Origin of the sequence: Staphylococcus epidermidis (assembly GCF_006742205.1) — a bacterium.
In the GTDB taxonomy this organism is placed as follows: domain Bacteria; phylum Bacillota; class Bacilli; order Staphylococcales; family Staphylococcaceae; genus Staphylococcus; species Staphylococcus epidermidis.
Genome location: NZ_AP019721.1, coordinates 1,921,195 through 1,946,068, shown reverse-complemented (window position 1 = coordinate 1,946,068; position 24,874 = coordinate 1,921,195). Strand labels below are relative to the sequence as shown.

Genomic DNA, 24,874 nt, shown 5'->3' with positions numbered 1-24,874 from the left:
TGAATATCTTAAAATGAGTGAAGAGGTGTTTACAATTGGTTAAAACATTATATTTAATGAGACATGGTCAAACAGTATTTAACTTAAAAGGTAAAATACAAGGGGCTAGTGATTCTCCTTTGACTGCATTAGGTGTACAACAAGCGAATGCAGCACAACAATATTTTAAAACGAAAAATATTCATTTTGACTATCTTTATTCATCACCACAACAAAGAGCATGTGACACGTTAGAGAACGCTGTACCAAACCAACAATATTGGTGTGTAAAAGATCTTAAAGAGTGGGGGTTTGGATTATTTGAAGGGGAAAGTATCGAGTTATTAAGAGCTATTAAACAACCTAGATATTTGTATGGTGACGCTGTTGTACCATTTGGTGGAGAATCAAGATCTGAAGTTGAACACAGGGTTTATCGAGCACTCTATGAAATGATGGATACAACAGATGGAGAGACAATTCTAGCAGTGAGTCATGGTAGCACTATTGGTTTGTTTGTAAGAAATATATTAGGGTATGACAAGGGAAGTAAATTTGAAATAGGAAATTGTAACATTGTAAAATTTGAATACGATGGAGAAGAATTTATCTTTAAAGATTTAATTAATCCCATTAAAAAATAGTTTACTTACAAGATAGTTTTAATAATAAATGTACATTAATTGTTCAATAATTATAGAAAAATCAACATAGCCTCAAATGATTTGTGTAATTTCATTTGAGGCTAAATTTTTAACTTTTTTGTATATGGGAATCACTTAAATAATATATGTTTTGCTTTACTGATTTTTGAAATAGTCATTTTAAATATTCATATAAACTCATGATTAAAAAGCACTATATCGATGTATGGACATAATAATGAAAATGTTTAAAAGGTAAATATAAGCATTTTAATCTGATGACTCAGTTGTTGAATAAATGAGCCAATTTTCGTCAAAATATTCATTGCCAATTTTGCTAGCGTTTTTTTCAAAAGCAAGATTTTCAAAACCTATAGAACTAAAGAACACTTTAGCACTTATATTGTTTGATGCAATAGCAATCATCAATGTTTCAATATTTTGTTCTTTAGCGTATTGAATAATATGATTAATTAATTCTCGGTTAACAATTTCATCATTATTTTTAACAAAATTATTTTCAAGAATAGCTTTATGGCATTTACCTACATAATTCATTTGTTTTAAAGTGCATGTTGCAACAAGTTCATCATCTTCAAAAGCACCAAATATATTCCAATAATCAGTATGATTAGACAAGATAGTTTTGAGTCTATCAATGCTAACATTTTCTAAATAGTAACGATCCCATTCATAATTATGGTGACCAAATTTCATTAATTCAATATAGGAATCCAAATCGTTTTGATTCAATAAACGGATATTGTTCATGGTGACCTCCCATTAAAAGAAATAACATAAATAAAAATGATTTTTGAAATTAAGACTTATTAAATACATAATAAAAGAATTATTAAAAATACGCAATAATCGTTTTGTTACTATAAAAAACATTATTGACAACATATTTAAAAATTGTTTTTAAAATTAATTTTATATTTTTGTCAATTGGAAAATGATGACTTTGAAATGAATTTATCACATTTTATTTTATCAATATTTTGAAAAAACGAAAGGTATATTTTGAATCTTTACAAAAAATTATTGAAAAGTATGTTATAAAGGCCAATTAAACAAGTAAGATTGATAACATAAGAAATTTAAATTAAATAAAAAAACGAGGCTGGTACATAATTCCCTAGCATAATAGCCAGTAAATGAGTTTTCATAAATTCATTTACTAGCTATTTATTTATAATACTTCGTATTGTTGGCTCGCTTTCTTAGGGGACAGCTTCAGCCTGTAGTCTTCAGCTTGTCCTGTTCCCTCAAGAGTCTCGCCAAAATACTTTTAAAAAATAAAGCCCTTTCGTATAATTTAATAAATATCAATAAACTAAATTAACGAGGTGCCTTATGTATAAAGAATATAACTTGACTCAACATACTCTGCCAATGGAAACTTCAGTTCTTATCCCCACAAATGATATTTCACGACATGTAAATGATATTGTAGAAACAATTCCCGATACTGAATTCGATGAATTCAGACATCATTGTGGCTTAATATAAGAAAAGTAACAGCTCAACGAGCTGAAAATAATCAAAAAAATTATAAAAAAGACAATTTCTATATTTTTTCAATAGAAATTGTCTTTTTTACTTATCTTGAACCTTTTTGTCCCAGCCTCAAAAAACCACCCACAATTTGATAACACAAATTGTGGGTGGAGAATATAATTAATCGATAAAATGTTATTCTACTACTTCAACATTTAAGTTTACATCGATATTGCCACGTGTAGCTTTTGAATACGGACAAAAGTCGTGCGCATCTTGTAAATATTTTTCAGCATCTTCTTGTGATAAAACATTTTTAACTTTTGCATGAATATCAACGCTAAGTTTTGGGCTTTCGGCATCTGGATCGTCTTCCAAGCGTACCGTTAACGTTACTTCAGGTTCAGCATCGCGCACTTTATTTTGTTTTAAAATTAAATCAAATGCACCATTAAAGCATGAAGCGTAACCTGCAGCAAATAATTGTTCTGGATTAGTCGCTTTACCGTCAGCTTGTTGTGGTGGTAATACATCTACATTTATTGCATTATCGTCAGTATGGACATGACCTTTACGTCCACCTACGTTAGTCGCTTTAGTTTCATATTGAACTGCCATCATTATTACCTCCTCAAATTGTATGTATTTTATTGATACCCACCAGTAGATGTACTTAATCATTCGTTTTAAATTTTAATAATAAGTTTAGAGATATTTGTATGAATGAAAGAAAATCATATAAAATAAAATTACTATAGTGTACGAAATGAGGGATAGAATGACCCATGTAGATATTGCAGCGACAATTGCACCAGAAGACAAGCTTTCTAAAACTTTACTCAAAGATATAAAAGTAAACGAAGAATCAATAGATATCATTGAATTGCGCATTGACCAATGGCCATCATTTAATAAGGCATTATTAAATGAAGTGATTAAGCAATTAAAAATATTCCATTTGAAAATATTAGTAACATATAGAACTTCAGTTCAAGGAGGAAAAGGAGCTGTAAATGAGCAAGAGTATTTAAATATACTAGGTGAATTAATTGAGTGTCCACAATTTGATATGATTGATATTGAGTGGAGCAGTGCCGTCAAAATTGAAAAATATACGCATCTTGTTCAACGTGCACAACAAAAAGGGCTCGAAGTTGTTCTTTCGCATCATAATTTTCAAGAAACACCTGCTTTAGATGAACTTAAATTTATTTACTTTAAAATGCAAAAACTCAATCCTGAGTATTTAAAGCTTGCGGTTATGCCCAAATGTCAAGAGGACGTGTTACATTTATTAGAAGCCATGTCACTCACAGCGAAGCACACAACATGCCGAATTGTCGGTATATCGATGTCTAGTTTGGGTAAAGTCAGCCGAATTGCTCAAGGCGTATTTGGTGGAACGCTGTCTTATGGTTGCATAGAAGAACCACAAGCACCCGGACAGATACATGTCTCTAAGTTAAAATCCATGGTTTCTTTTTATGAGGATTAACTTGTAAGTTTGAATTCAATAACAATGTATCTTATAATTGATAATGGTTATCATGTATAAAATAAAGGGAGCGAAATACATTGGAATTACAAGAAGCTATATCTAATCGTAGAAGCGTCAAAAAATTTAAACACGATATGGTGGTTGATGATCAAACGGTTTACGATGCAATATATAAAGCTACTGACGCTCCAAATCATGGTATGAGAGAACCATGGAGATTGGTTCATATTTCAAAAGATAAACTCGGTGATTTTAGTAGGGATATCACAAGATTTGCTTTTCCAGATAGTCCGGATAAGCGAGAGGATCACTTTCATGCAGTAACAAATTTAGGTGGCATGTTGTTGTTGATTTTAAAAGATGATCCAAGACAACGTCAAAGTCGTGAAAATTATTTTGCATTTGGAGCTTTTGCTCAAAATTTAATGTTACTTTTATACGAAGCGGGTATTGGTACTTGTTGGAAGTCGCCACAATATATCTTTGATCCTAAAATACGAAAAGCTTTGGGTGTAAAGGATAATGAAATATTAGCAGGATTTTTGTATCTTACTGATTTAGAAGAAGTACCAACGAAGGCTAAACGTAAAAATAAAAATCTTATTACCGAATTTGAATAAATCATCCGTGATATTGAGCGTGTATTAAAATTTAAAATTAGGTGAGATGGAATTTGTGTTTATCGTTTCACCGATACAGTGAGTAACAGAGTTGAAAACATAAGTATTTACTTTAGTTACTGACGAATAATACAAGAAAAACCTGAGACGTGTGATGATGTCTCAGGTTTTTTAGTTAAATATTATTGATCTAAATGTTCAGTCAAGAATGATTCAACTTGTTCAGGTGATTTAGCATTTGCTGAATGCAAGTGTGCTAATTTTTTACCATTTTGGAATATTAAAATACTTGGGATACCCATAACATCATTTTCAGTTGTCACATCTTCTAATTCGTCACGATCGACCACATACCATTGATAATTATTATATTTTTCAACAATTGGATCTATCCACATATCCATCGCTTTACAATCTGGACACCAGTCGGCTTCAAACTTGATAATTACTGGATCAGTACTACCAATAGTAGAATTAAATTCTTCGGTTTGATGAATATTTTTCATCACTATCTACTCCTTTTGTAATTTGGTAAACTTATTATAACGAATGACTGCACATTAACAAAAATATTAGCTTGAAAATTAAAGCGTTCAATTAAATATCATGATATATTTAAGTTAATAGAGAGAAGGAGGTAAAAGGTAATTGATTAAATTTTATCAGTATCCGAAATGCACAACGTGCAAAAAGGCTGCAAAGTTTTTAGATGAGCACGATGTGAATTATGAATCCATTGATATTGTTCAACATACACCGACTAAAAAAGAATTCAAAAATATCGTAGATAAAACGGGTGTGAATATTAATAAGTTGTTTAATACACATGGTATCAAATATCGCGAATTAAATTTAAAAGAGAAACTTAAAAATATGTCTGATGATGAAAAACTAGAACTACTTGCTTCAGATGGAATGTTGGTTAAACGTCCATTAGCTATTTCTGGTAACCATTTGACTTTAGGATTTAAAGAAAATGAGTATCAACACCAATGGTTATAGGTGTGATATTAATTTAGAGAAAGTGAACATTAATAAAAAAATATAAATTAAAATGGTGTTTTGTATATTTAAAAACGAATTTTAATTCATTTATTCTTTGTAATAATAGTTGAATGAATAATATGTGTGTGGCATTATTAAATTGTAATTAAATTAATCAGGAGGGGATTCTCGTGGCAGTACCGAGCGAATTTAAATATTCTAAAGAGCATGAGTGGGTTAAAATTGAAAATAATGTAGCAACAATTGGTATTACAGAATACGCACAAAACGAATTAGGTGATATCGTATTTGTTGAGCTACCTGAAACTGACGATGAATTAAATGAAGGTGACACATTCGGTAGTGTGGAATCAGTAAAAACAGTATCAGAGTTGTATGCGCCAATTTCTGGGAAAATTGTTGAAGTTAATGAAGAATTGGAAGATAGCCCAGAATTTGTAAATGAATCGCCATACGAAAAAGCATGGATGGTTAAAATTGAAATTAGTGACGATAGTCAATTAGAAGAATTATTATCAGCAGATCAATACTCAGAAATGATTGGTGAATAATGATTGCAAACTCCTCGATTAGATTTAATCAAGGAGTTTTTTTATAAGGAACAACTTTAATCTGGAACGTAAGCCAAAGCCCATACATAAGTGACACTAGCAATTAAAAATTGCAGTGAAAAAGAGGAACGCCTGAGCAAAGCTCAAGCATAAGTGACACTAGCAATTAAAAATTGCAGTGTCACTAAATGTTTAGGTTTTGGGGATTTTGTGAATGATGATAGTGATAGTTACTTTGACGCTTAGAAGGTGGATTGACATGGCTATTGTAAATAAGGTTATTATTGTTGAAGGTAAATCGGATAAGAAAAGAGTACAACAAGTAATCGCTGAACCTGCAAATATCATTTGTACACATGGCACTATGAGTATAGATAAGATAGACAACATGATAGAAACACTTTATGACAAACAAGTTTATGTTCTTGCTGATTCTGATGATGAGGGTGAAAAAATTAGAAAATGGTTTAAACGTTATTTAAGCGAAAGTGAACATATTTATGTTGATAAAACGTTTTGTGAGGTTGCTAAGTGTCCTAAAAATTATTTAGCACATGTATTAAGTAGATATGGTTTTAATGTAAAAAAAGAAAAGAAACTTATGAATAATTTAAAAACTGAAAGGCTAGTTTTAGTAAATGAATAAATTGAAGGATATTGAAGACATAACTGTTAATTTTAATAAAGAAAAACATCTCATATTTGGTTATACACCAATGTGTGGAACATGTAAGATTTCTGAAAGGATGTTGGATATTGCTAATGAAATCTTACAATTGCCAATAAAAAAAATAGATCTTAATTTTTATCCTGAATGGAGTAAAGAGAAACAAATTATGTCTGTTCCTGTTTTGTTGCTTATGCGTAGAGAGGAAGAGATAAAAAGAATCTACGCATTTCAGTCAGTTACTTATTTGTTAGAAAATTTAAAATAATTATTGACGAAACATTAGTACGATGGTAGGATTAATACAAATTAAATATGCTTTAACTCTTATCGAGAGAGGTGGAGGGATGTGCCCTAAGAAGCCCGGCAACCGTCTAAAATAGAAATGGTGCCAATTCACATAAAGTATAACTTTAGAAGATGAGAGAAAGAACATTTCAACAAATGCTTTCTCAAATTTTCTAAAAATTGAGAAAGCATTTTTAATTTGATTACTAAGCAACATAAGGAGGCTATTAACGTGATTAAGCTAAACCAAATTGTTAAACGCTATCATACCAAGGATAAAGATGTTCTTGCTGTTGATCACGTTGATTTAAACATTGAATCCGGCTCTATTTTTGGTGTGATTGGTTTCTCAGGAGCTGGCAAAAGTACGCTTATAAGAATGTTTAACAACTTAGAATCTCCAACGTCAGGTGAAATCATTATAGATGGTGACAATATAAGTCAATTATCTAAATCACAGTTACGAAAAAAACGACAAAAAGTGAGTATGATTTTTCAACATTTTAACCTGCTATGGTCAAGAAATGTATTGAAAAATGTAACATTTCCATTAGAAATTGCTGGCGTTCCAAGTGGTCTAGCTAAACAAAAAGCATTGGAACTCATTGAACTTGTCGGCCTAAAAGGTCGAGAAAGTGCGTATCCGTCTGAATTATCAGGCGGACAAAAACAAAGAGTGGGTATTGCGAGAGCATTAGCTAATGATCCAGATGTATTGTTATGCGATGAGGCAACAAGTGCATTAGATCCACAAACTACAGATGAAATTCTAGATTTATTATTGAAGGTAAGGGAACAACAAAATTTAACTATTGTACTTATAACACATGAAATGCATGTTATACGAAGAATTTGTGATGAAGTTGCTGTAATGGAAAACGGTAAAGTTATCGAACAGGGAGCGGTAAGTAAAGTATTTGAGAATCCACAACACGAAGTAACAAAACGTTTTGTGAAAGATGATTTAAACGATGATTTTGAAGATTCTTTAGAGTATTTGGAGCCATTAGATCATGATGCATATATCGTGAGGTTAAACTTTACTGGTGAAAATACGACTGAGCCTATCATATCTTATATGACGAAGACGCATAACATAGATGTGAATATTCTTGAAGCAGATATTAAGAATACTAAAAACGGTTCGCTTGGATTTTTAGTTATTCACATACCACATATAAGTGAAGAACATTTCAAGCAATTTAAACATAATCTTCACGAACAACACGTTAATGTGGAGGTGCTAAAACATGGGTAAATCTTATGGTGAAATATTTCACGAAATGGTGACAATGCCAAATGTTCAGTGGCCAGAGGTTTGGCAGGCAATTTTAGAAACTCTATATATGACTGTTGTTTCGACGCTTTTTGCATTTGTCTTTGGACTTATATTAGGGGTATTACTCTTTTTATCTGCGAAAAGTAACTCATTGGCTGCTAAGATTTTCTACACGATTGTGTCATTCATTGTTAATTTATTTAGAGCAATTCCATTTATCATATTAATTTTACTGTTAATTCCATTTACAAGTATACTTCTCGGAACAATCAGTGGGCCAACTGGTGCATTACCAGCACTTATTATTGGTGCAGCACCATTCTACGCTAGATTGGTCGAGATTGCTTTTAAAGAAATTGATAAAGGTGTTATAGAGGCTGCTTGGTCAATGGGAGCGAACACTTCGATAGTTGTGAGAAAAGTGCTACTTCCTGAAGCAATGCCTGCTTTAGTTTCAGGTATTACCGTTACTGCAATTGCTTTGGTAGGTTCTACAGCTATTGCAGGTGTTATTGGCGCAGGCGGTTTAGGTAATTTAGCATATTTAACAGGATTTACTCGAAATCAAAATGATGTCATTTTAGTTTCAACAGTATTTATTTTAATTATTGTATTTATAATCCAGTTCCTAGGGGATTGGCTTACAAATAAAATCGATAAACGCTAAAGAAAAGGGGATTATATTCTATGAAAAAATTATTCGGAATTATTTTAGTATTGGCTTTAACGATTGCCTTAGCTGCATGTGGTGGAGGTAAAGATAAGGAAAAAACTATCACAGTAGGTGCATCTCCAGCACCACACGCTGAAATTTTAGAAAAAGCAAAACCATTATTGAAGAAAAAAGGTTATGATTTAAAAATCAAACCAATTAACGATTACACAACGCCTAATAAATTATTAGACAAAGGTGAAATCGATGCGAACTTCTTCCAACATACACCATACTTAAATACTGAAAGTAAAGAAAAAGGGTATAAAATTGAATCGGCTGGGAATGTTGAATTAGAACCTATGGCTGTATACTCAAAAAAATATAAAAGCTTAAAAGATCTTCCTAAAGGTGCAACAGTATATGTATCAAATAACCCAGCTGAACAAGGACGATTCTTAAAATTCTTTGTAGATGAAGGTCTTATTAAACTTAAAAAAGGCGTTAAAATTGAAAATGCTAAATTTGATGACATAACTGAAAACAAAAAAGATATTAAATTTAACAACAAACAATCAGCAGAATATTTACCAAAAATCTATCAAAATCAAGACGCTGACGCAGTAATCATTAATTCTAACTATGCGATTGACCAAAAATTAAGTCCTAAAAAAGATTCGATTGCTTTAGAATCTCCTAAAGATAACCCATATGCAAATTTAATTGCAGTTAAAAAAGGTCATAAAGATGATAAAAATATCAAAGTATTAATGGAAGTGCTACAATCTAAAGAAATTCAAGATTATATTAAAGATAAGTATGATGGAGCTGTCGTACCTGCTAAGTAAATAGCAAACAATTAATAATATTTAATCGCTTGTCACATGAATATACAAAAACACGTAGATGATTCAGTATAAAATCATCTACGTGTTTTTTGCTATTGAACCTTTAATTTTTAACTCACTTTTGTTATACGTTTTAACATCCATAAACATTTTTCTGTGATTATAGTTATCTAACAATGACTATAATTCACTAGCCATATTTTTTGAACAGGTAGTTTTGTAAAAGGTAAGATATATTGTCTTTATACGCACAACATATCTATAATTATTTAAATATTATCACGGTATAAAATACCAACACTTACACCGCTATATCCCATTTGGTAATCAAATTTGATAATTTCAATTTGTGGATGTGATTTTAAAAATTGATTTACTTTTTTATCTAACCCTTTCTCAGTAATCGCTTTAATAGTAATAAATTTCATAAAATATACCAACCCAACTTATAATTATTTTATATTCAATATACTATAATCTACTGTAAATTTATAGTTTCTTTCGTAAAATCATCTTTATGAGAAAAAAATTCATAAAAGATGTTTAGCTCATAAATAAGAGGGTAACAATATTAATAAGTTAAACATAAGGAGGAATTTTAAATGGCTGAAGATAAATTTGAACAAGCTAAAGGTAATATTAAAGAAACAGTAGGTAATGCTACTGATAATAAAGAATTAGAAAAAGATGGTAAAGGTGACAAAGCTTCTGGTAAAGCGAAAGAAGCTGTAGAAAACGTTAAAGAAAAAGCAAATGACGTTATTGATAAATTTAAAGGTAATAAAGGTGACTAATTAATAGTCCTTCTAATTTAGCCCTCATGTACTCTATGGTATATGAGGGCTTGTTTGTATATATATCAAAATGATGCTTCATTTTTTGCTGTAATTTTACCAAGAACATAACTTACTAAGAAGCCAGTGATCAATAGGAAAAATGATATGATCCATTGGATTAAGTCTTTCGGGAATCCAGGGAAAACTGCATACAACGATCCGATTACAAAGCCTATTATCAAAGCAAATGTCATTGTAGGGTGTTGATGTAGACAATATTGAATTAATCGACTTGAAATCATAAAACCAGTTACAATACCGAAACCTACTATTAATATGATAGGTAATGCATTTAAATTAAAATGAAGTAGTTCAGAAATAGCATACATTAGCGTCCCATATACTCCGAAGACAAGTAACATAAATGATCCAGAAATGCCTGGTAATAACATAGCACTTGAAGCGAAAACACCTGCGATAAAATATTTAATGATAAGACTGAAAGATAAAGTAAGTGTTTCACCTGAATGCTTGTCTCCATGATTAAGCAATGCGAAAACGACTATAATAGCAATACCTAATAATAGAATAAAATAATGTATTATACTGAAATTTTTTTTGAAATTTGAGATGGTTAATAAATAAGGGATGATACCGAGAATCAAACCTGTAAAAAATAACATAGTAGGAATATGATGTTGACTAAGCAAATAATTAAATAATTGACTTAATAGTCCTATAGCTATTAGCATCCCTACTAAAATAGGTAGTAAAAATTTTAAGCTAGGCCAAAATCGTCTTGAAAACAAACCACTAATTGAGCTAATAAAGTCATCATAAATTCCAAGTAATAAAGCGATAGTCCCTCCACTTACACCTGGGACGAGATCACTTGTACCCATACCAAAACCTTTAAATATATTTATCCATTTGAATTTTTTCATAATAATCTCCTTTCATGAAAATTTTAAAGGTTAAAGTGCATAATATCACATTATTTGAACTTCTTGGGATATTTTCTTTTTTGTCTAAAGATTGGCTATTGAGAAAGTGAGCTTTCCATTATCATTTAAAGAATTTCAGAACAATTACATAAAAATAATTATTGTTAAATAATAAATCTAAATAAGTGTTTTAAAAAGTTTATATTAGGGACCAAGTACGTTATAATGAAGTGGATTGAAATTCAATGAGTCTTTTTGACTATAGATTAAAATTATTATAAACTAGTTAAGAAAACTTTATATTTTACGGAGGGAATATAAATGTCATCAACATTAGAGATTAAGGACCTACATGTGTCTATCGAGGATAAAGAAATTTTAAAAGGTGTTAACTTAACAATTAACACTGGTGAAATACACGCAATTATGGGACCTAATGGTACTGGTAAATCAACATTATCGTCAGCAATTATGGGACATCCAAGTTATGAAGTTACACAAGGTGAAGTATTATTAGATGGCGTTAATATTTTAGAGTTAGACGTTGATGAGAGAGCTAAAGCAGGCTTATTTTTAGCTATGCAATATCCATCAGAAATTACAGGGGTAACAAACGCAGATTTTATGCGCTCAGCAATTAATGCGAAACGTGAAGAGGGACAAGAAATTAATTTAATGCAGTTCATCAAGAAATTGGATAAACAAATGGACTTTTTAGATATCGATAAAGATATGGCTCAACGTTATTTAAATGAAGGTTTCTCTGGTGGAGAGAAAAAACGAAATGAGATTTTACAATTAATGATGTTAGAACCGAAATTCGCTATTTTAGATGAAATTGACTCTGGTTTGGATATTGATGCTTTGAAAGTGGTTTCTAAAGGTATTAATCAAATGCGTGGTGAAGAGTTTGGAGCATTAATGATTACGCACTATCAACGACTTTTAAATTATATTACACCAGATAAAGTACATGTGATGTACGGTGGTAAAGTTGTGAAATCTGGAGGTCCAGAATTGGCTAAACGCCTTGAAGAAGAAGGCTATGAATGGGTTAAAGAAGAATTTGGTGCTGCTGAATAGTCATATTCCAAAATTAGCATTGAGATGTTCACATAAAATGATGAAACTGAACATTCGAAGTAAAATTTATTTCATCAAGTAGGAGGAAAAAGTGATGACAACTAAAACTTTGAACATTTCTGAAGAACAACTTGTTGATTATTCTAAAGCGCACAATGAACCTTCTTGGATGACAGAGTTACGTAAAAAAGCGTTGAAATTAACAGAAACTTTAGAAATGCCAAAACCTGATAAAACGAAATTAAGAAAATGGGATTTTGATACGTTTAAACAACACCATACAACAGGAGATGCATACACTCAGTTAACTGATTTACCAAAATCTGTTAAAGAAATCATTGATGTTGAAAACTCAGAAAACTTAATCATTCAACATAATAATGAATTGGCATATACACAAGTATCGGATCAAGCTAAACATGATGGTGTGATTATTGAAGGTCTATCTGAAGCACTAGTCAACCATAGTGATTTAGTTCAAAAGTACTTTATGACTAAAGCAGTAGATGTTGATGAACATCGTTTAACAGCATTGCATACTGCATTAGTAAACGGTGGTATTTTTGTTTATGTACCTAAAAATACTGTTGTAGAACATCCTATACAGTACGTTGTTTTACATGATGATGAACAAGCGAGCTTTTACAATCACGTCATCATTGTTACAGAAGAAAGTGCAGAAGTTACCTATGTAGAGAACTATCTTTCTACTACTAGTGGTGAAGATAACCAACTTAATATTGTGTCAGAGGTTATCGCTGGCGCAAACTCTAACGTCACATATGGTTCAGTTGATTATTTAGATAAAGGATTTACAGGTCATATAATTCGTCGTGGTTCTGCAGATGCAGATGCTTCTATCAATTGGGCACTAGGTTTGATGAATGAAGGTAGCCAAATTATAGATAATACTACAAATCTAAACGGTGATCGTTCAACAAGTGCATTGAAATCAGTTGTTGTTGGCACAGGTGATCAAAAAATAAATTTAACTTCCAAAATTGTTCAATACGGTAAAGAAACAGATGGGTATATATTGAAACATGGTGTTATGAAAGAAAATGCATCTTCTGTATTTAATGGAATTGGCTACATTAAACATGGTGGTACGAAATCTATTGCGAACCAAGAGTCACGTGTATTGATGTTATCTGAAAATGCTCGTGGTGATGCTAACCCTATTCTTTTAATAGACGAAGATGATGTTGAAGCAGGACATGCAGCCTCAGTTGGTCGTGTCGATCCTGAGCAATTATATTATTTAATGAGCCGTGGTATTTCAAGAGCTGAAGCAGAGCGTCTAGTTATACATGGTTTCTTAGATCCAGTAGTACGTGAATTACCAATTGACGATGTAAAACGTCAACTTAGAGAAGTAATTGAGCGTAAAGTTTCAAAATAAAGTCAAAGATTAATTCAATTGATACCTCCTAGAGGGGAAACTCATATATAGAAAGGTCGTGACTATAATGGCCGAACATTCTTTTGATGTCAAGGCAGTCATTAAAGACTTTCCGATACTTGAGCAAAAGGTAAATAATAAACGTTTAGCATACCTTGATTCAACTGCGACTAGCCAAACACCTGTACAAGTTTTAAATGTACTAGATGATTACTACAAACGCTATAATTCTAATGTCCATCGTGGTGTACACACATTAGGGTCTTTAGCTACAGATGGCTATGAAAATGCAAGAGAAACAGTAAGACGTTTTATCAATGCGAAGTACTTTGAAGAAATTATTTTCACTCGAGGAACAACTGCATCAATAAATATAGTAGCACATAGTTATGGTGACGCTAATATTAGTGAGGGTGACGAAATTGTTGTAACAGAAATGGAACATCATGCTAATATTGTTCCATGGCAACAATTAGCTAAACGTAAAAATGCAACACTAAAATTTATTCCAATGACAAAAGATGGTGAATTGCAATTAGATGATATAAAAGCAACCATCAATGATAAAACTAAAATTGTTGCTATCGCACACGTTTCCAATGTTTTAGGAACAATTAATGATGTTAAAACTATCGCTAAAATTGCACATGAACATGGTGCAGTTATAAGTGTGGATGGTGCGCAATCAGCTCCACACATGGCTTTAGATATGCAAGATATCGATGCTGATTTTTATAGTTTTAGTGGACATAAAATGTTAGGTCCTACTGGCATTGGAGTTTTATATGGAAAAAGAGAATTATTACAAAATATGGAACCCGTTGAATTTGGTGGAGATATGATAGACTTCGTAAGTAAATATGACGCCACTTGGGCTGACCTACCAACTAAATTTGAGGCTGGCACACCACTTATTGCTCAAGCAATAGGTTTAGCAGAAGCTATACGTTATATTGAAAATTTAGGTTTTAATGCGATTCATCAGCATGAAAAAGAATTGACAGAATATGCATATAAACAAATGTTAACTATAGATGGTCTTGAAATTTACGGTCCACCAAAAGATAGACGTGCAGGGGTCATTACTTTTAATTTAGCAGATATACATCCACATGATGTAGCTACAGCTGTTGATACAGAAGGTGTTGCAGTTCGTGCAGGCCATCACTGTGCGCAACCTTTGATGAAATGGTTAGGTGTCTCTTCAACAGCACGTGCAAGTTTTTACGTTTATAATACGAAAGAAGATGTAGATCAATTAGTTCAAGCATTGAAACAAACGAAGGAGTTTTTCTCTTATGAATTTTAATAATTTGGATCAATTATATAGATCTGTAATTATGGATCATTACAAAAACCCTAGAAACAAAGGTGTCTTAGACAATGGCTCAATGACTGTTGATATGAATAACCCTACATGTGGTGATCGCATACGTTTGACATTTGATATTGAAGACGGAATCATTAATGATGCTAAGTTTGAAGGAGAAGGATGTTCAATTTCAATGTCTAGTGCATCTATGATGACTGAAGCAGTTAAAGGTCATTCACTTGGTGAAGCAATGCAAATGAGCCAAGAGTTTACTAAAATGATGCTCGGTGAAGACTACGAGATTACAGAAGAAATGGGAGATATTGAGGCGCTTCAAGGTGTCTCACAATTCCCAGCTAGAATTAAATGTGCAACGCTTGCATGGAAAGCATTAGAAAAAGGGACAGTCGAAAAAGAAGGTAAGTCAGAAGGTACAACGGAAGAAGATTAAAACCAATACAATATATTACCTTTTGATGATGTAAATATATTGTTATACTGAATCAACATCCTCGTATGTTTAATTCAGTGATTTAATTACATCGTAAAAGTTTAAATCATAGTGATAGGACATAACAAAGTAGAGTAAACATAAATATAAATGAATTTTTTATACGCATGCCGTTTATTAATTATAAAATCAAGGAGTGATTAAAATGGCAAAACAAGCACCTGATGTTGGGGATTATAAATACGGATTCCATGACGAAGATGTTTCCATTTTTAGATCAGAGCGTGGTTTAACGGAAAATATAGTAACAGAAATCTCTAAAATGAAAGAAGAGCCACAATGGATGTTAGATTTCCGTTTGAAAGCATTAAAACTATTCTATAAAATGCCAATGCCACAATGGGGTGGAGATTTATCTGAATTAGATTTTGATGATATTACGTATTATGTTAAACCTTCTGAACATACTGAACGTTCATGGGATGAAGTGCCTGAAGAAATCAAACGTACTTTCGATAAATTAGGTATTCCAGAAGCTGAGCAGAAATACTTAGCTGGAGTTTCTGCACAATATGAATCAGAAGTTGTTTATCATAATATGGAGAAAGAACTGGAAGAAAAGGGTATTATTTTCAAAGATACTGATAGTGCATTACGTGAAAATGAAGAGTTATTTAGAGAATATTTTGCGTCAGTGGTACCTGCTGCAGATAATAAATTTGCTGCATTAAATTCAGCAGTATGGTCTGGTGGTTCATTCATTTATGTTCCTAAGAATGTTAAATTAGATACACCACTACAAGCATATTTCCGTATTAACTCTGAGAATATGGGACAATTCGAACGTACATTAATAATTGCTGATGAAGGTGCATCAGTAAACTATGTAGAAGGTTGTACTGCACCTGTATACTCTACAAGTTCGCTACACTCGGCAGTTGTTGAAATTATAGTACACAAAGATGCACATGTAAGATATACTACTATCCAAAACTGGGCTAATAACGTATATAATTTAGTAACTAAACGTACCTTTGTCCATGAGAATGGTAATATGGAATGGGTAGATGGAAACTTAGGCTCTAAGTTAACGATGAAATATCCAAACTGTGTACTTTTAGGTGAAGGTGCCAAAGGTAGCACATTATCCATTGCATTTGCTGGTAAAGGTCAAGTTCAAGATGCTGGTGCTAAAATGATTCATAAAGCACCTAATACATCTTCAACTATTGTTTCTAAATCTATCTCCAAAAATGGTGGTAAAGTCATTTATCGTGGTATCGTTCATTTTGGACGTAAAGCTAAGGGAGCACGTTCAAATATCGAATGTGATACATTAATTTTAGATAATGAATCGACTTCAGATACTATCCCTTATAATGAAGTGTTCAATGACAATATTTCATTAGAACATGAAGCTAAAGTTTCTAAAGTATCAGAAGAGCAATTATTCTATCTTATGAGTCGTGGTATTTCTGAGGAAGAAGCGACAGAAATGATTGTTATGGGATTCATTGAGCCGTTCACAAAAGAATTACCAATGGAATACGCAGTAGAAATGAACCGTTTAATTAAGTTTGAAATGGAAGGCTCAATTGGTTAATATTAATTCAATTATAATATGATTAACAACCAACGAATCGTTTGTGATTCGTTGGTTGTTTTATTTTTATGTCAAATTCAGTTGGTAACAATGAAAAAATTAAATAGTAGTTAATTTATGATTGATACAGCTCATATCGGCTCTAATATCTGCTTTTATTGTTGAATAACATCTTTTATAAGAGTATCGATCATGAGTCTATTTTATGAAATTTTTTAGTATCTCATTTAGTATTACAATTCGTTAAATAAAATGGATTCCACTGTAAAAGTGTTGAAGATATTACAGAAACACAAGCTATTGCAAATAATGAAGTTAAAGGTAAAGATTTGATTAAGCATATCAAAATTACTTTGGGTGACTTCAAAGATTTTCAAGTTAAACATGATTTTGATGATGCGAACTTATTGAATATGATTGCACCTGTAGCTACAATGGCTTCAAAAGTGAAAGATATGCCGAGTGATTGCTACTAATAGCAAGAAACTTTAGTTTTATTAAGCAGTTATACACTACTTATTTGAAAAATAACCAATTCGTTCAATTGAAAATGGAATTAAATGGATATCGCGATGCTTTATACGGTGGTGGTAAATCTGCTAAATCCCTGATGACTAAAAAAGATATTAAGATGAGTAATAAAATTGCCAATGCAATGAAAAGGTTAGAAAAAGTTATAGATAACTCACATGAAAAAATTGACGCCAGAGCAATACGAGAGTATGTCAATAAATATCCAATTATCGAGGGTCAAGTTATACATATCAATAGTTGTCTTGATAATGATATTTCTGGCACATATATTTACTACAGTGCCTGAAATTAAAAATAATGAATTGTAAGAAATCGAAACTATTCTCATAATTGTTGTGCTAGTCTCTATTACTTACTTTATCATTAATTTTATTTTATGGATCAAAAGGAAAAATTTTCTTTTATCACTATTAAATCGCTTTTTATCATTGTGTTATTTATCATTTTAAAGATAATTACGATATGAATTTTAGTTTACAATATATTTATCTGATTTTTACTTTTTATATTTTTACAAAGTATTTAAAGTGGAATTTTTAGAAGACTTAACTCTTTGTTTTAATAAATGTAATGAATTATTATGGCTTATCGTTTGATTTTTAATAAAAGGGATTGTTAAGTTATTGATAAGCTTCATGAGAGTAAGCCACGACAAACTATAAAAATATTTTGCATTAGTTCATTCTTATTCGTGTGTTGTGTTAATTCAGTATAAATGATAAGTTTGATAATTCATTTCTCGGGAAATAATGTATTAATACGGACTAAATCTTAAGGAGAAATGCATCATGATTATTGCAATTATACTATTAATATTTGTTTCATTTTTCTTTTCAGGTAGTGAGACAGCATTAACAGCCGCGAATCGCACTAAGTTTCAAACTGAAGCTAAAAAGGGTGATCGTAAGGCGCAAGGTTTAACAAAGTTATTAGATAAATCAAGTGAATTTATCACTACTATATTAATCGGTAACAATGTAGCGAATATTATTTTACCTACACTCGTGACAATCTTAGCGATTGATATTGGAGTGAATGTGGGAATAGCATCAGCAATTGTAACAATTGTGATTATACTTATTTCTGAAGTGATTCCTAAATCAATTGCTGCAACATTTCCTGATAAAATTTCAAAACTTGTGTATCCTATCATTCATATATGTGTTATTGTACTCAAGCCCATTACAATCTTATTAAACAAGATGACAGATGGTATTAATCATTTACTATCTCGAGGCCAACCTGTTGAAAAAAGATTTTCTAAAGAAGAAATTCGTACATTATTAAATATTGCGGGTAGAGAAGGTGCATTTAATGAGATAGAAAATACTCGACTTCAAAACGTTATGGACTTTGAACAATTGAAGGTTAAGGATGTTGATACCACGCCTCGTATTAATGTTGTAGCTTTTTCAAAGGATGTAACATATGACGAAGCTTATGATACAGTGATGAATAATCCATATACGAGATATCCAGTATATGATGAAAATATAGATGATATCATCGGCGTATTCCACTCAAAATATTTATTAGCTTGGAGTAAACATAAAGAGGAGTCAATTACTAATTATGCATCAAGCCCTTTATTTGTAAATGAACATAATAGAGCAGAATGGGTATTGCGTAAAATGACCGTTTCACGAAAACATTTAGCGATTGTTTTAGATGAATTTGGAGGTACGGATGCTATCGTATCGCACGAAGATTTAATAGAAGAGCTACTTGGTATGGATATTGAGGATGAAATGGATCGTGAAGAAGAAAATAAATTAAAACATCAAAAATTTCCACAAAGCATGATGCATCGTTAATTTTATTGTAAAAATGATAGTGGCTATGAATGTCAAACAAGTTGCGGGTCAATTAAGATGTTGTGTAATTTAGTTGTGATATAAAGTTTAAAGCTAGAAAACCTGGGACATAATACATTGTTCCAGGTGTTTTTCTATTTTAGTAGGCAGTAATAGATTGAAAAACTCGATAAATATAAATATTATCAAACTTAGTCTTTATTGCTAAGGTTATACAAGGAATTTGAAAGGGTTGCATCTTTCTCTTACCACAAGATGTACTTTTGTTTAACTATAAGATATATGTATATTAAAGAATATGTAAATTTAACTTAACTCAAGTGAATCAATGATTTGTAATGTGGTATCATGTTGTTGGTGATAAATATGATAGAAATAGGTCTTACTGGCTGGGGTGACCATGATACATTATATGAGGATTTAGAGCGTAAAACAGATAAGTTAAAAACGTATGCTAGTCACTTCCCAATAGTAGAGTTGGATGCTTCGTATTATGCGATACAGCCAGAGCGAAATATAATTAAATGGATAAATGAAACGCCGAATAGATTTCAATTCGTTGTTAAAATTCATCAAGCATTAACATTGCATGCTGACTATAGAGATTATGCAGAGTCGAGAGATATATTATTTAAACAGTTTAAAGAAATGATCAATCCGTTAAAAGAGCATAATAAATTGGCGATGGTGCTCGTACAATTTCCACCTTGGTTTGATTGTAACGTCCAAAATATAAATTACATCTTATATGTGAGAAAACAATTAACTGATATTCCGATGAGCATTGAATTTAGACATCAATCATGGTTTGACAATCAGTATAAAGAACAAACTTTATCCTTCTTAACACAACATCAAATCATTCATGCAGTGGTAGATGAACCTCAAGTTAAAGAGGGGAGCGTTCCTTTAGTAAATAGGATTACTAGTGAAATTGCTTTTGTACGTTATCATGGACGTAATCATTATGGTTGGACTAAAAAAGATATGACTGATCAAGAATGGCGAGATGTAAGATATTTATATGATTATAGCGATGATGAGTTAGCTGACTTGGCTCGTAAAGTCGAAATACTTAATCAAAAGGCTAAGAAAGTATATGTAATTTTTAATAATAACTCTGGCGGTCATGCAGCTAATAATGCTAAAAAGTATCAAAATATTTTAGACATTGATTATGAAGGTTTAGCACCGCAACAATTAAAACTATTTTAAGAGGCGAATGTCATGTTATTAACAATTATTCTATTAATATTAATAGGGGGATTATCAGCGATTTTAGGATCTATCGTTGGTATTGGTGGTGGAATCATCATCGTCCCCACACTTGTTTATTTAGGCGTTAACCATCATCTTCTACATGGTATTACGACGCAAATTGCAATAGGTACTTCTTCAGTTATTCTGATTGTTACTGGATTATCTTCCTCATTAGGATATTTAAAAACCAAACAAGTAGATATAAAAAATGGTTCGATATTTCTATTTGGACTACTACCTGGATCTTTGGTTGGTTCTTTTTTAAGTAGATACCTTACACTTGATTCGTTTAACTTATACTTTGGCGTGTTTATGATATTTGTGTCGATATTACTGATGATTCGTCACAAAATCAAACCTTTTAAAATTTTTGACAAACCTAAATATGCGCGTACATATGTTGATGCTGAAAGGAAAACATACCGTTATAGTGTACCACCCCTGTTTGCTTTTATAACAACGTTATTTATTGGGCTATTAACAGGGCTGTTTGGCATAGGTGGAGGTGCATTGATGACCCCTCTTATGCTCATCGTCTTTAGATTTCCACCACATGTTGCAGTAGGCACAAGTATGATGATGATTTTCTTTTCAAGTGTGATGAGTTCAATAGGGCACATCTTTCAAGGACATGTGGCTTGGGGCTATTCTATCATTCTCATTATTTCAAGTGTTATAGGTGCACAAATAGGTGTGAGGGTCAATCGATCTATGAAATCCGACACAGTTGTAATGTTATTGAGAACAGTAATGCTTATTATGGGTATATATTTAATCATTAAATCTTTTATTTAAATGCGAAGTAGTTATACTTTGAGACTTTGTTCTTTAATGCTAAAGTACAATTAAGTATATAAATTTTAAAGAGGGGGATCATGTTATGGAATTAACAATATATCACACGAATGATATTCATAGTCATTTAAATGAATATGCTCGTATTCAAGCTTATATGGCAAAACATAGACCGCAACTTGAACATCCCTCACTCTATATAGATATAGGTGACCATGTTGATTTATCAGCACCTGTGACAGAAGCTACGGTAGGACAAAAAAATATAGAACTTTTAAATGAAGCACATTGTGATATTGCAACCATTGGAAATAATGAAGGAATGACAATTTCTCATGATGCTTTACAAAATCTATATAACGACGCGGATTTTAAAGTGATTTGCACGAATGTCATAGATGAAGAGGGACATCTTCCACATCATATTACCTCTTCGTATATCAAAGAAATAAAAGGAACACGTATTTTATTTGTTGCAGCAACGGCACCGTTCACACCTTTTTATCGAGCACTGGATTGGATTGTTACTGACCCATTAGCGGCAATCAAAGATGAAATCAATGCACATCAAGGTGAATATGATTTTTTAATGGTTATGAGCCATGTCGGTATCTTTTTTGATGAAAAGTTATGCCAAGAGATTCCGGAAATAGATGTTATCTTTGGTAGTCATACGCATCATCATTTTGAACATGGAGAAATAAACAATGGTGTTTTGATGGCAGCTGCCGGAAAATATGGCTATTATTTAGGTGAAGTTAATATTACGATTGAAAATGGAAAAATCGTTGATAAAATCGCCAAAATTCATCCTATTGAAACACTTCCCTTAGTCGAGACACATTTTGAAGAAGAAGGAAGAGCACTTCTAAGTAAACCAGTAGTTAATCATCATGTGAACTTAGTCAAAAGAACAGATGTTGTTACAAGAACATCGTATTTACTGGCTGAAAGTGTATATGAGTTTTCAAGGGCTGATTGTGCAATCGTAAATGCTGGACTTATAGTTAATGGCATTGAAGCTGATAAAGTGACGGAATATGATATACATCGCATGTTACCCCATCCAATCAATATTGTAAGAGTTCGATTAACCGGTAAACAATTAAAGCAAGTGATTCAAAAAAGCCAAAAGCAAGAATATATGCACGAACATGCACAAGGTCTTGGTTTTAGAGGGGATATATTTGGAGGATATATTTTATATAATCTAGGCTTTATTGAGTCAGAAGACCGTTATTTTATAGGCGATGAAGAGATTCAAAATGATAAACAATATACGTTAGGTACTGTTGATATGTATACATTTGGAAGATATTTCCCATTGCTAAAGGGGTTATCTACAGATTATATTATGCCTGAATTTTTACGTGATATTTTTAAAGAGAAATTACTAAAATTATAAAAGAAACGTATATTGACTTTTAATTTAATGTTAATACCGATATGTTATAATAAACGAAGATATATTAAACAGGAGGGTATGCGTTGTTATGGCGACTAGAAATGAAGAAATTTTACGTAAACCGGATTGGTTAAAGATTAAGCTTAACACAAACGATAATTATACTGGTCTTAAGAAAATGATGCGTGAGAAGAATTTACACACAGTGTGTGAAGAAGCTAAATGTCCAAATATTCACGAATGTTGGGGTGCGCGTCGTACAGCTACATTTATGATTTTAGGGGCAGTATGTACAAGAGCATGTCGATTCTGCGCAGTAAAAACGGGTTTACCTAATGAATTAGATTTAAATGAACCAGAACGAGTTGCAGAATCAGTAGAATTAATGAATTTAAAACATGTTGTAATTACTGCTGTTGCACGTGATGATTTAAGAGATCAAGGCTCAAACGTGTATGCAGAAACAGTACGTAAAGTAAGAGAAAGAAATCCATTTACAACAATAGAAATTTTACCATCTGACATGGGTGGCGATTATGAAGCCCTTGAAACATTAATGGCTTCTAGACCAGACATTCTTAATCACAACATTGAAACGGTTCGTCGCTTAACACCAAGAGTTCGAGCTCGAGCAACTTACGATAGAACTTTACAATTTTTACGTCGTTCTAAAGAATTACAACCTGATATTCCAACAAAATCAAGTTTGATGGTTGGGTTAGGTGAAACGATGGAAGAAATTTATGAAACAATGGATGATTTACGCGCTAATGATGTTGATATTTTAACTATAGGTCAATATTTACAACCGTCTCGAAAACATTTGAAAGTTGAGAAATATTATACGCCATTAGAATTTGGTAAAATGAGAAAGATTGCAATGGAAAAAGGATTTAAACATTGTCAAGCAGGACCTTTAGTAAGAAGCTCATATCATGCTGATGAGCAAGTGAATGAAGCAGCTAAAGAGAAACAACGCCAAGGTGAAGAACAACTTAATTAAGTAATAATTTTTAAAAACTATTAAAAATAGAGGCATAAGTGCCTCGCTTATCGAGTATCTATAATTTATGTGATACATAAAATTTCATTATATTTTGATAAATGTGTGTATTGAAGATATCGGTAAGTGATTTATGGTATTTTTGATACTTAGTGCCTCTATTTCATTTTTTTGTAAGGTGAAAATATGATTAAAGTCGACCAACAATATTTTGAATTGATAGAAGAATATAGAGAATGTTTTGATGAGGAAATATTTTCAGCTAGGTATTCGGATATATTAGACAAATATGATTATGTCGTAGGTGACTATGGTTACGATCAATTACGCTTAAAAGGATTTTATAAAGATAGTAATAAAAAGGCAGAAATAAGTAAACGATTTTCAAGTATACAAGATTATATACTAGAATATTGTAATTTTGGTTGTCCTTATTTTGTAGTCAGACGATTGTCACCAAATGAATTTATTGAAGAAATAGATGATAAAGAAGATATCATTGATAAATTACATGATGTTAAGATTCAACCTACTATTCAAGACACAGAAAAACATACCCAAGCTATAGATCAATAGAAGTCCACTAAGTTGAGAGCGTCATCTCAATTTAAGTGGACTTTTATAACATATCTCTTCTATTGAATAACTTCATTTAAATATTCAATAATTTCATCCGCTTCTTCCTTTGATACTCCTAAAATATGAGAAATGTAACCTTCTTCTTCTATATCATCTGAACCTATAATGCCAAATTGATTTGTCTGCATATTTAAAACTAAAGTTTTACCATAATGTCTATCCGTTTGTACAAGCATTAAGTCGTAACGACTATGCTCACCAACAAAGCCGACGAACTGTACTTGGCTTTGTTCTTCATCATCATATAAGTACATATCTATCATAACTCTGACGCTCCTTTATATTGCGAAAACTATTACACTTAAGTATAACGACAAATGAT

At 31.7% G+C, this 24,874-nt stretch carries 31 protein-coding genes, 1 pseudogene and 1 riboswitch; of the genes and pseudogenes, 26 read left to right on the top strand and 6 right to left on the bottom strand.

The features are described from left to right. The first annotated feature begins 35 nt into the window (after window positions 1–35). Window positions 36–623: a histidine phosphatase family protein gene (locus FNL83_RS09495; protein ID WP_001829615.1), complete on the top strand. Its 588-nt coding sequence runs from the start codon at window positions 36–38 to the stop codon at window positions 621–623. Between the two features lie 270 nt (window positions 624–893). Here the strand turns inward: FNL83_RS09495 and FNL83_RS09490 are convergent, their stop codons facing one another. Continuing rightward, complete coding sequence (locus FNL83_RS09490) at window positions 894–1,394, bottom strand: GNAT family N-acetyltransferase (protein ID WP_001829623.1); 501 nt, start codon at window positions 1,392–1,394, stop codon at window positions 894–896. Window positions 1,395–1,780: 386 nt separating this feature from the next. Here FNL83_RS09490 and FNL83_RS12255 point away from each other — a divergent pair. Both FNL83_RS12255 and FNL83_RS12105 read left to right on the top strand, forming a co-directional pair. Next, window positions 1,781–1,968 (top strand): annotated as a pseudogene (locus FNL83_RS12255) (hypothetical protein). A 29-nt stretch (window positions 1,969–1,997) separates the two neighbouring features. After that, window positions 1,998–2,135 carry a hypothetical protein gene (locus FNL83_RS12105; protein WP_162161215.1) on the top strand — a complete coding sequence of 46 codons (138 nt, stop codon included), beginning with the start codon at window positions 1,998–2,000 and terminating at the stop codon, window positions 2,133–2,135. Window positions 2,136–2,318: 183 nt separating this feature from the next. On the opposite strand, the gene FNL83_RS09475 is transcribed toward FNL83_RS12105, so the two are convergent. After that, on the bottom strand, window positions 2,319–2,741 hold the full coding sequence (locus FNL83_RS09475; protein WP_002457221.1) for an organic hydroperoxide resistance protein: 423 nt from the start codon (window positions 2,739–2,741) through the stop codon (window positions 2,319–2,321). A 160-nt stretch (window positions 2,742–2,901) separates the two neighbouring features. Between FNL83_RS09475 and aroD the strand changes: the two genes are divergently transcribed. After that, on the top strand, window positions 2,902–3,618 hold the full coding sequence (gene aroD / locus FNL83_RS09470; protein WP_001831974.1) for a type I 3-dehydroquinate dehydratase: 717 nt from the start codon (window positions 2,902–2,904) through the stop codon (window positions 3,616–3,618). A gap of 80 nt (window positions 3,619–3,698) precedes the next feature. After that, window positions 3,699–4,241, top strand: a complete 543-nt coding sequence (locus FNL83_RS09465; RefSeq protein ID WP_001831981.1) for a nitroreductase family protein — start codon at window positions 3,699–3,701, stop codon at window positions 4,239–4,241. Between the two features lie 182 nt (window positions 4,242–4,423). On the opposite strand, the gene FNL83_RS09460 is transcribed toward FNL83_RS09465, so the two are convergent. Further along, entirely contained in the window at window positions 4,424–4,747 is a 324-nt protein-coding gene (locus FNL83_RS09460; protein ID WP_001831907.1) for a thioredoxin family protein, read from the bottom strand. A 142-nt stretch (window positions 4,748–4,889) separates the two neighbouring features. Here FNL83_RS09460 and FNL83_RS09455 point away from each other — a divergent pair, with 142 nt between their 5' ends. The 7 genes from FNL83_RS09455 to FNL83_RS09420 all read left to right on the top strand — a co-directional run bounded on the left by FNL83_RS09455 (window position 4,890) and on the right by FNL83_RS09420 (window position 9,531). Next, complete coding sequence (locus FNL83_RS09455) at window positions 4,890–5,243, top strand: arsenate reductase family protein (protein WP_001831965.1); 354 nt, start codon at window positions 4,890–4,892, stop codon at window positions 5,241–5,243. A gap of 173 nt (window positions 5,244–5,416) precedes the next feature. Continuing rightward, a complete protein-coding gene (gene gcvH / locus FNL83_RS09450) occupies window positions 5,417–5,797 on the top strand; it encodes a glycine cleavage system protein GcvH (RefSeq protein ID WP_002438979.1) in 381 nt (126 codons plus the stop codon). Window positions 5,798–6,056: 259 nt separating this feature from the next. Continuing rightward, window positions 6,057–6,443: a toprim domain-containing protein gene (locus FNL83_RS09440; RefSeq protein WP_001831968.1), complete on the top strand. Its 387-nt coding sequence runs from the start codon at window positions 6,057–6,059 to the stop codon at window positions 6,441–6,443. Then, window positions 6,436–6,732 (top strand): thioredoxin family protein, encoded by a 297-nt coding sequence (locus tag FNL83_RS09435; protein ID WP_001831936.1) that lies wholly within the window; start codon window positions 6,436–6,438, stop codon window positions 6,730–6,732. Before FNL83_RS09440 ends, FNL83_RS09435 begins: the two co-directional genes overlap by 8 nt. Before the next feature lie 56 nt (window positions 6,733–6,788). Beyond that, window positions 6,789–6,891, top strand: a riboswitch (SAM riboswitch). Between the two features lie 93 nt (window positions 6,892–6,984). Then, window positions 6,985–8,010, top strand: coding sequence for a methionine ABC transporter ATP-binding protein (locus tag FNL83_RS09430; protein WP_001831992.1), 1,026 nt, complete (start codon window positions 6,985–6,987; stop codon window positions 8,008–8,010). Further along, a complete protein-coding gene (locus tag FNL83_RS09425; RefSeq protein WP_001831910.1) occupies window positions 8,003–8,698 on the top strand; it encodes a methionine ABC transporter permease in 696 nt (231 codons plus the stop codon). Before FNL83_RS09430 ends, FNL83_RS09425 begins: the two co-directional genes overlap by 8 nt. Before the next feature lie 20 nt (window positions 8,699–8,718). Then, the gene (locus FNL83_RS09420; protein ID WP_002438990.1) at window positions 8,719–9,531 is read left to right on the top strand and encodes a MetQ/NlpA family ABC transporter substrate-binding protein; all 813 of its coding nucleotides are present in this window, start codon (window positions 8,719–8,721) and stop codon (window positions 9,529–9,531) included. Between the two features lie 269 nt (window positions 9,532–9,800). Here FNL83_RS09420 and FNL83_RS09415 read toward each other — a convergent pair whose 3' ends face one another. Continuing rightward, a complete protein-coding gene (locus tag FNL83_RS09415; RefSeq protein ID WP_001831893.1) occupies window positions 9,801–9,959 on the bottom strand; it encodes a hypothetical protein in 159 nt (52 codons plus the stop codon). Window positions 9,960–10,133: 174 nt separating this feature from the next. On the opposite strand from FNL83_RS09415, the gene FNL83_RS09410 reads away from it, so the two are divergent. Continuing rightward, on the top strand, window positions 10,134–10,325 hold the full coding sequence (locus FNL83_RS09410) for a CsbD family protein (RefSeq protein ID WP_001831967.1): 192 nt from the start codon (window positions 10,134–10,136) through the stop codon (window positions 10,323–10,325). Window positions 10,326–10,390: 65 nt separating this feature from the next. On the opposite strand, the gene popT is transcribed toward FNL83_RS09410, so the two are convergent. After that, window positions 10,391–11,251, bottom strand: coding sequence for a polyprenyl-phosphate transporter PopT (gene popT, locus FNL83_RS09405; RefSeq protein ID WP_001831939.1), 861 nt, complete (start codon window positions 11,249–11,251; stop codon window positions 10,391–10,393). A gap of 321 nt (window positions 11,252–11,572) precedes the next feature. Here popT and sufC point away from each other — a divergent pair, with 321 nt between their 5' ends. The 13 genes from sufC to FNL83_RS09340 all read left to right on the top strand — a co-directional run bounded on the left by sufC (window position 11,573) and on the right by FNL83_RS09340 (window position 24,489). Continuing rightward, complete coding sequence (sufC, locus tag FNL83_RS09400; protein WP_001831944.1) at window positions 11,573–12,334, top strand: Fe-S cluster assembly ATPase SufC; 762 nt, start codon at window positions 11,573–11,575, stop codon at window positions 12,332–12,334. A 94-nt stretch (window positions 12,335–12,428) separates the two neighbouring features. Then, entirely contained in the window at window positions 12,429–13,736 is a 1,308-nt protein-coding gene (sufD, locus tag FNL83_RS09395; RefSeq protein WP_001831898.1) for a Fe-S cluster assembly protein SufD, read from the top strand. Window positions 13,737–13,803: 67 nt separating this feature from the next. Further along, a complete protein-coding gene (locus FNL83_RS09390) occupies window positions 13,804–15,045 on the top strand; it encodes a cysteine desulfurase (protein ID WP_001831952.1) in 1,242 nt (413 codons plus the stop codon). Beyond that, entirely contained in the window at window positions 15,035–15,499 is a 465-nt protein-coding gene (gene sufU / locus FNL83_RS09385) for a Fe-S cluster assembly sulfur transfer protein SufU (RefSeq protein ID WP_001831954.1), read from the top strand. The genes FNL83_RS09390 and sufU overlap by 11 nt, the downstream gene beginning before the upstream one ends. 205 nt (window positions 15,500–15,704) lie before the next feature. After that, window positions 15,705–17,102, top strand: a complete 1,398-nt coding sequence (gene sufB, locus FNL83_RS09380; protein WP_001831980.1) for a Fe-S cluster assembly protein SufB — start codon at window positions 15,705–15,707, stop codon at window positions 17,100–17,102. A gap of 329 nt (window positions 17,103–17,431) precedes the next feature. Beyond that, complete coding sequence (locus FNL83_RS12100) at window positions 17,432–17,578, top strand: hypothetical protein (RefSeq protein WP_001831994.1); 147 nt, start codon at window positions 17,432–17,434, stop codon at window positions 17,576–17,578. Further along, the gene (locus FNL83_RS09370; RefSeq protein WP_002495357.1) at window positions 17,569–17,922 is read left to right on the top strand and encodes a hypothetical protein; all 354 of its coding nucleotides are present in this window, start codon (window positions 17,569–17,571) and stop codon (window positions 17,920–17,922) included. Before FNL83_RS12100 ends, FNL83_RS09370 begins: the two co-directional genes overlap by 10 nt. Before the next feature lie 502 nt (window positions 17,923–18,424). Further along, window positions 18,425–19,450, top strand: a complete 1,026-nt coding sequence (locus FNL83_RS09365; protein WP_002489694.1) for a hemolysin family protein — start codon at window positions 18,425–18,427, stop codon at window positions 19,448–19,450. A gap of 366 nt (window positions 19,451–19,816) precedes the next feature. Continuing rightward, window positions 19,817–20,665 carry a DUF72 domain-containing protein gene (locus FNL83_RS09360; protein ID WP_001831962.1) on the top strand — a complete coding sequence of 283 codons (849 nt, stop codon included), beginning with the start codon at window positions 19,817–19,819 and terminating at the stop codon, window positions 20,663–20,665. A gap of 12 nt (window positions 20,666–20,677) precedes the next feature. Beyond that, window positions 20,678–21,505 carry a sulfite exporter TauE/SafE family protein gene (locus tag FNL83_RS09355; RefSeq protein ID WP_002489692.1) on the top strand — a complete coding sequence of 276 codons (828 nt, stop codon included), beginning with the start codon at window positions 20,678–20,680 and terminating at the stop codon, window positions 21,503–21,505. A gap of 85 nt (window positions 21,506–21,590) precedes the next feature. Continuing rightward, the gene (locus tag FNL83_RS09350) at window positions 21,591–22,910 is read left to right on the top strand and encodes a bifunctional metallophosphatase/5'-nucleotidase (protein WP_001831906.1); all 1,320 of its coding nucleotides are present in this window, start codon (window positions 21,591–21,593) and stop codon (window positions 22,908–22,910) included. Window positions 22,911–22,998: 88 nt separating this feature from the next. Further along, complete coding sequence (lipA, locus tag FNL83_RS09345; protein ID WP_001831979.1) at window positions 22,999–23,913, top strand: lipoyl synthase; 915 nt, start codon at window positions 22,999–23,001, stop codon at window positions 23,911–23,913. Window positions 23,914–24,099: 186 nt separating this feature from the next. Then, on the top strand, window positions 24,100–24,489 hold the full coding sequence (locus FNL83_RS09340) for a YutD family protein (protein ID WP_001831895.1): 390 nt from the start codon (window positions 24,100–24,102) through the stop codon (window positions 24,487–24,489). A gap of 59 nt (window positions 24,490–24,548) precedes the next feature. Here the strand turns inward: FNL83_RS09340 and FNL83_RS09335 are convergent, their stop codons facing one another. Next, complete coding sequence (locus tag FNL83_RS09335) at window positions 24,549–24,815, bottom strand: DUF3055 domain-containing protein (protein WP_002439025.1); 267 nt, start codon at window positions 24,813–24,815, stop codon at window positions 24,549–24,551. Window positions 24,816–24,874: the final 59 nt, after the last annotated feature.

Excerpts from the sequence above, each read along its gene's own strand:
- FNL83_RS09490 (WP_001829623.1), bottom strand. The coding sequence starts at position 1,394 with ATGAACAATATCCGTTTATTGAATCAAAACGATTTGGATTCCTATATT.
- FNL83_RS09475 (WP_002457221.1), bottom strand. The coding sequence starts at position 2,741 with ATGGCAGTTCAATATGAAACTAAAGCGACTAACGTAGGTGGACGTAAA.
- aroD (WP_001831974.1), top strand. The coding sequence starts at position 2,902 with ATGACCCATGTAGATATTGCAGCGACAATTGCACCAGAAGACAAGCTT.
- FNL83_RS09460 (WP_001831907.1), bottom strand. The coding sequence starts at position 4,747 with ATGAAAAATATTCATCAAACCGAAGAATTTAATTCTACTATTGGTAGT.
- FNL83_RS09440 (WP_001831968.1), top strand. The coding sequence starts at position 6,057 with ATGGCTATTGTAAATAAGGTTATTATTGTTGAAGGTAAATCGGATAAG.
- FNL83_RS09435 (WP_001831936.1), top strand. The coding sequence starts at position 6,436 with ATGAATAAATTGAAGGATATTGAAGACATAACTGTTAATTTTAATAAA.
- FNL83_RS09425 (WP_001831910.1), top strand. The coding sequence starts at position 8,003 with ATGGGTAAATCTTATGGTGAAATATTTCACGAAATGGTGACAATGCCA.
- FNL83_RS09420 (WP_002438990.1), top strand. The coding sequence starts at position 8,719 with ATGAAAAAATTATTCGGAATTATTTTAGTATTGGCTTTAACGATTGCC.
- FNL83_RS09415 (WP_001831893.1), bottom strand. The coding sequence starts at position 9,959 with ATGAAATTTATTACTATTAAAGCGATTACTGAGAAAGGGTTAGATAAA.
- FNL83_RS09410 (WP_001831967.1), top strand. The coding sequence starts at position 10,134 with ATGGCTGAAGATAAATTTGAACAAGCTAAAGGTAATATTAAAGAAACA.
- popT (WP_001831939.1), bottom strand. The coding sequence starts at position 11,251 with ATGAAAAAATTCAAATGGATAAATATATTTAAAGGTTTTGGTATGGGT.
- sufC (WP_001831944.1), top strand. The coding sequence starts at position 11,573 with ATGTCATCAACATTAGAGATTAAGGACCTACATGTGTCTATCGAGGAT.
- sufD (WP_001831898.1), top strand. The coding sequence starts at position 12,429 with ATGACAACTAAAACTTTGAACATTTCTGAAGAACAACTTGTTGATTAT.
- FNL83_RS09390 (WP_001831952.1), top strand. The coding sequence starts at position 13,804 with ATGGCCGAACATTCTTTTGATGTCAAGGCAGTCATTAAAGACTTTCCG.
- sufU (WP_001831954.1), top strand. The coding sequence starts at position 15,035 with ATGAATTTTAATAATTTGGATCAATTATATAGATCTGTAATTATGGAT.
- sufB (WP_001831980.1), top strand. The coding sequence starts at position 15,705 with ATGGCAAAACAAGCACCTGATGTTGGGGATTATAAATACGGATTCCAT.
- FNL83_RS09365 (WP_002489694.1), top strand. The coding sequence starts at position 18,425 with ATGATTATTGCAATTATACTATTAATATTTGTTTCATTTTTCTTTTCA.
- FNL83_RS09360 (WP_001831962.1), top strand. The coding sequence starts at position 19,817 with ATGATAGAAATAGGTCTTACTGGCTGGGGTGACCATGATACATTATAT.
- FNL83_RS09355 (WP_002489692.1), top strand. The coding sequence starts at position 20,678 with ATGTTATTAACAATTATTCTATTAATATTAATAGGGGGATTATCAGCG.
- FNL83_RS09350 (WP_001831906.1), top strand. The coding sequence starts at position 21,591 with ATGGAATTAACAATATATCACACGAATGATATTCATAGTCATTTAAAT.
- lipA (WP_001831979.1), top strand. The coding sequence starts at position 22,999 with ATGGCGACTAGAAATGAAGAAATTTTACGTAAACCGGATTGGTTAAAG.
- FNL83_RS09340 (WP_001831895.1), top strand. The coding sequence starts at position 24,100 with ATGATTAAAGTCGACCAACAATATTTTGAATTGATAGAAGAATATAGA.
- FNL83_RS09335 (WP_002439025.1), bottom strand. The coding sequence starts at position 24,815 with ATGATAGATATGTACTTATATGATGATGAAGAACAAAGCCAAGTACAG.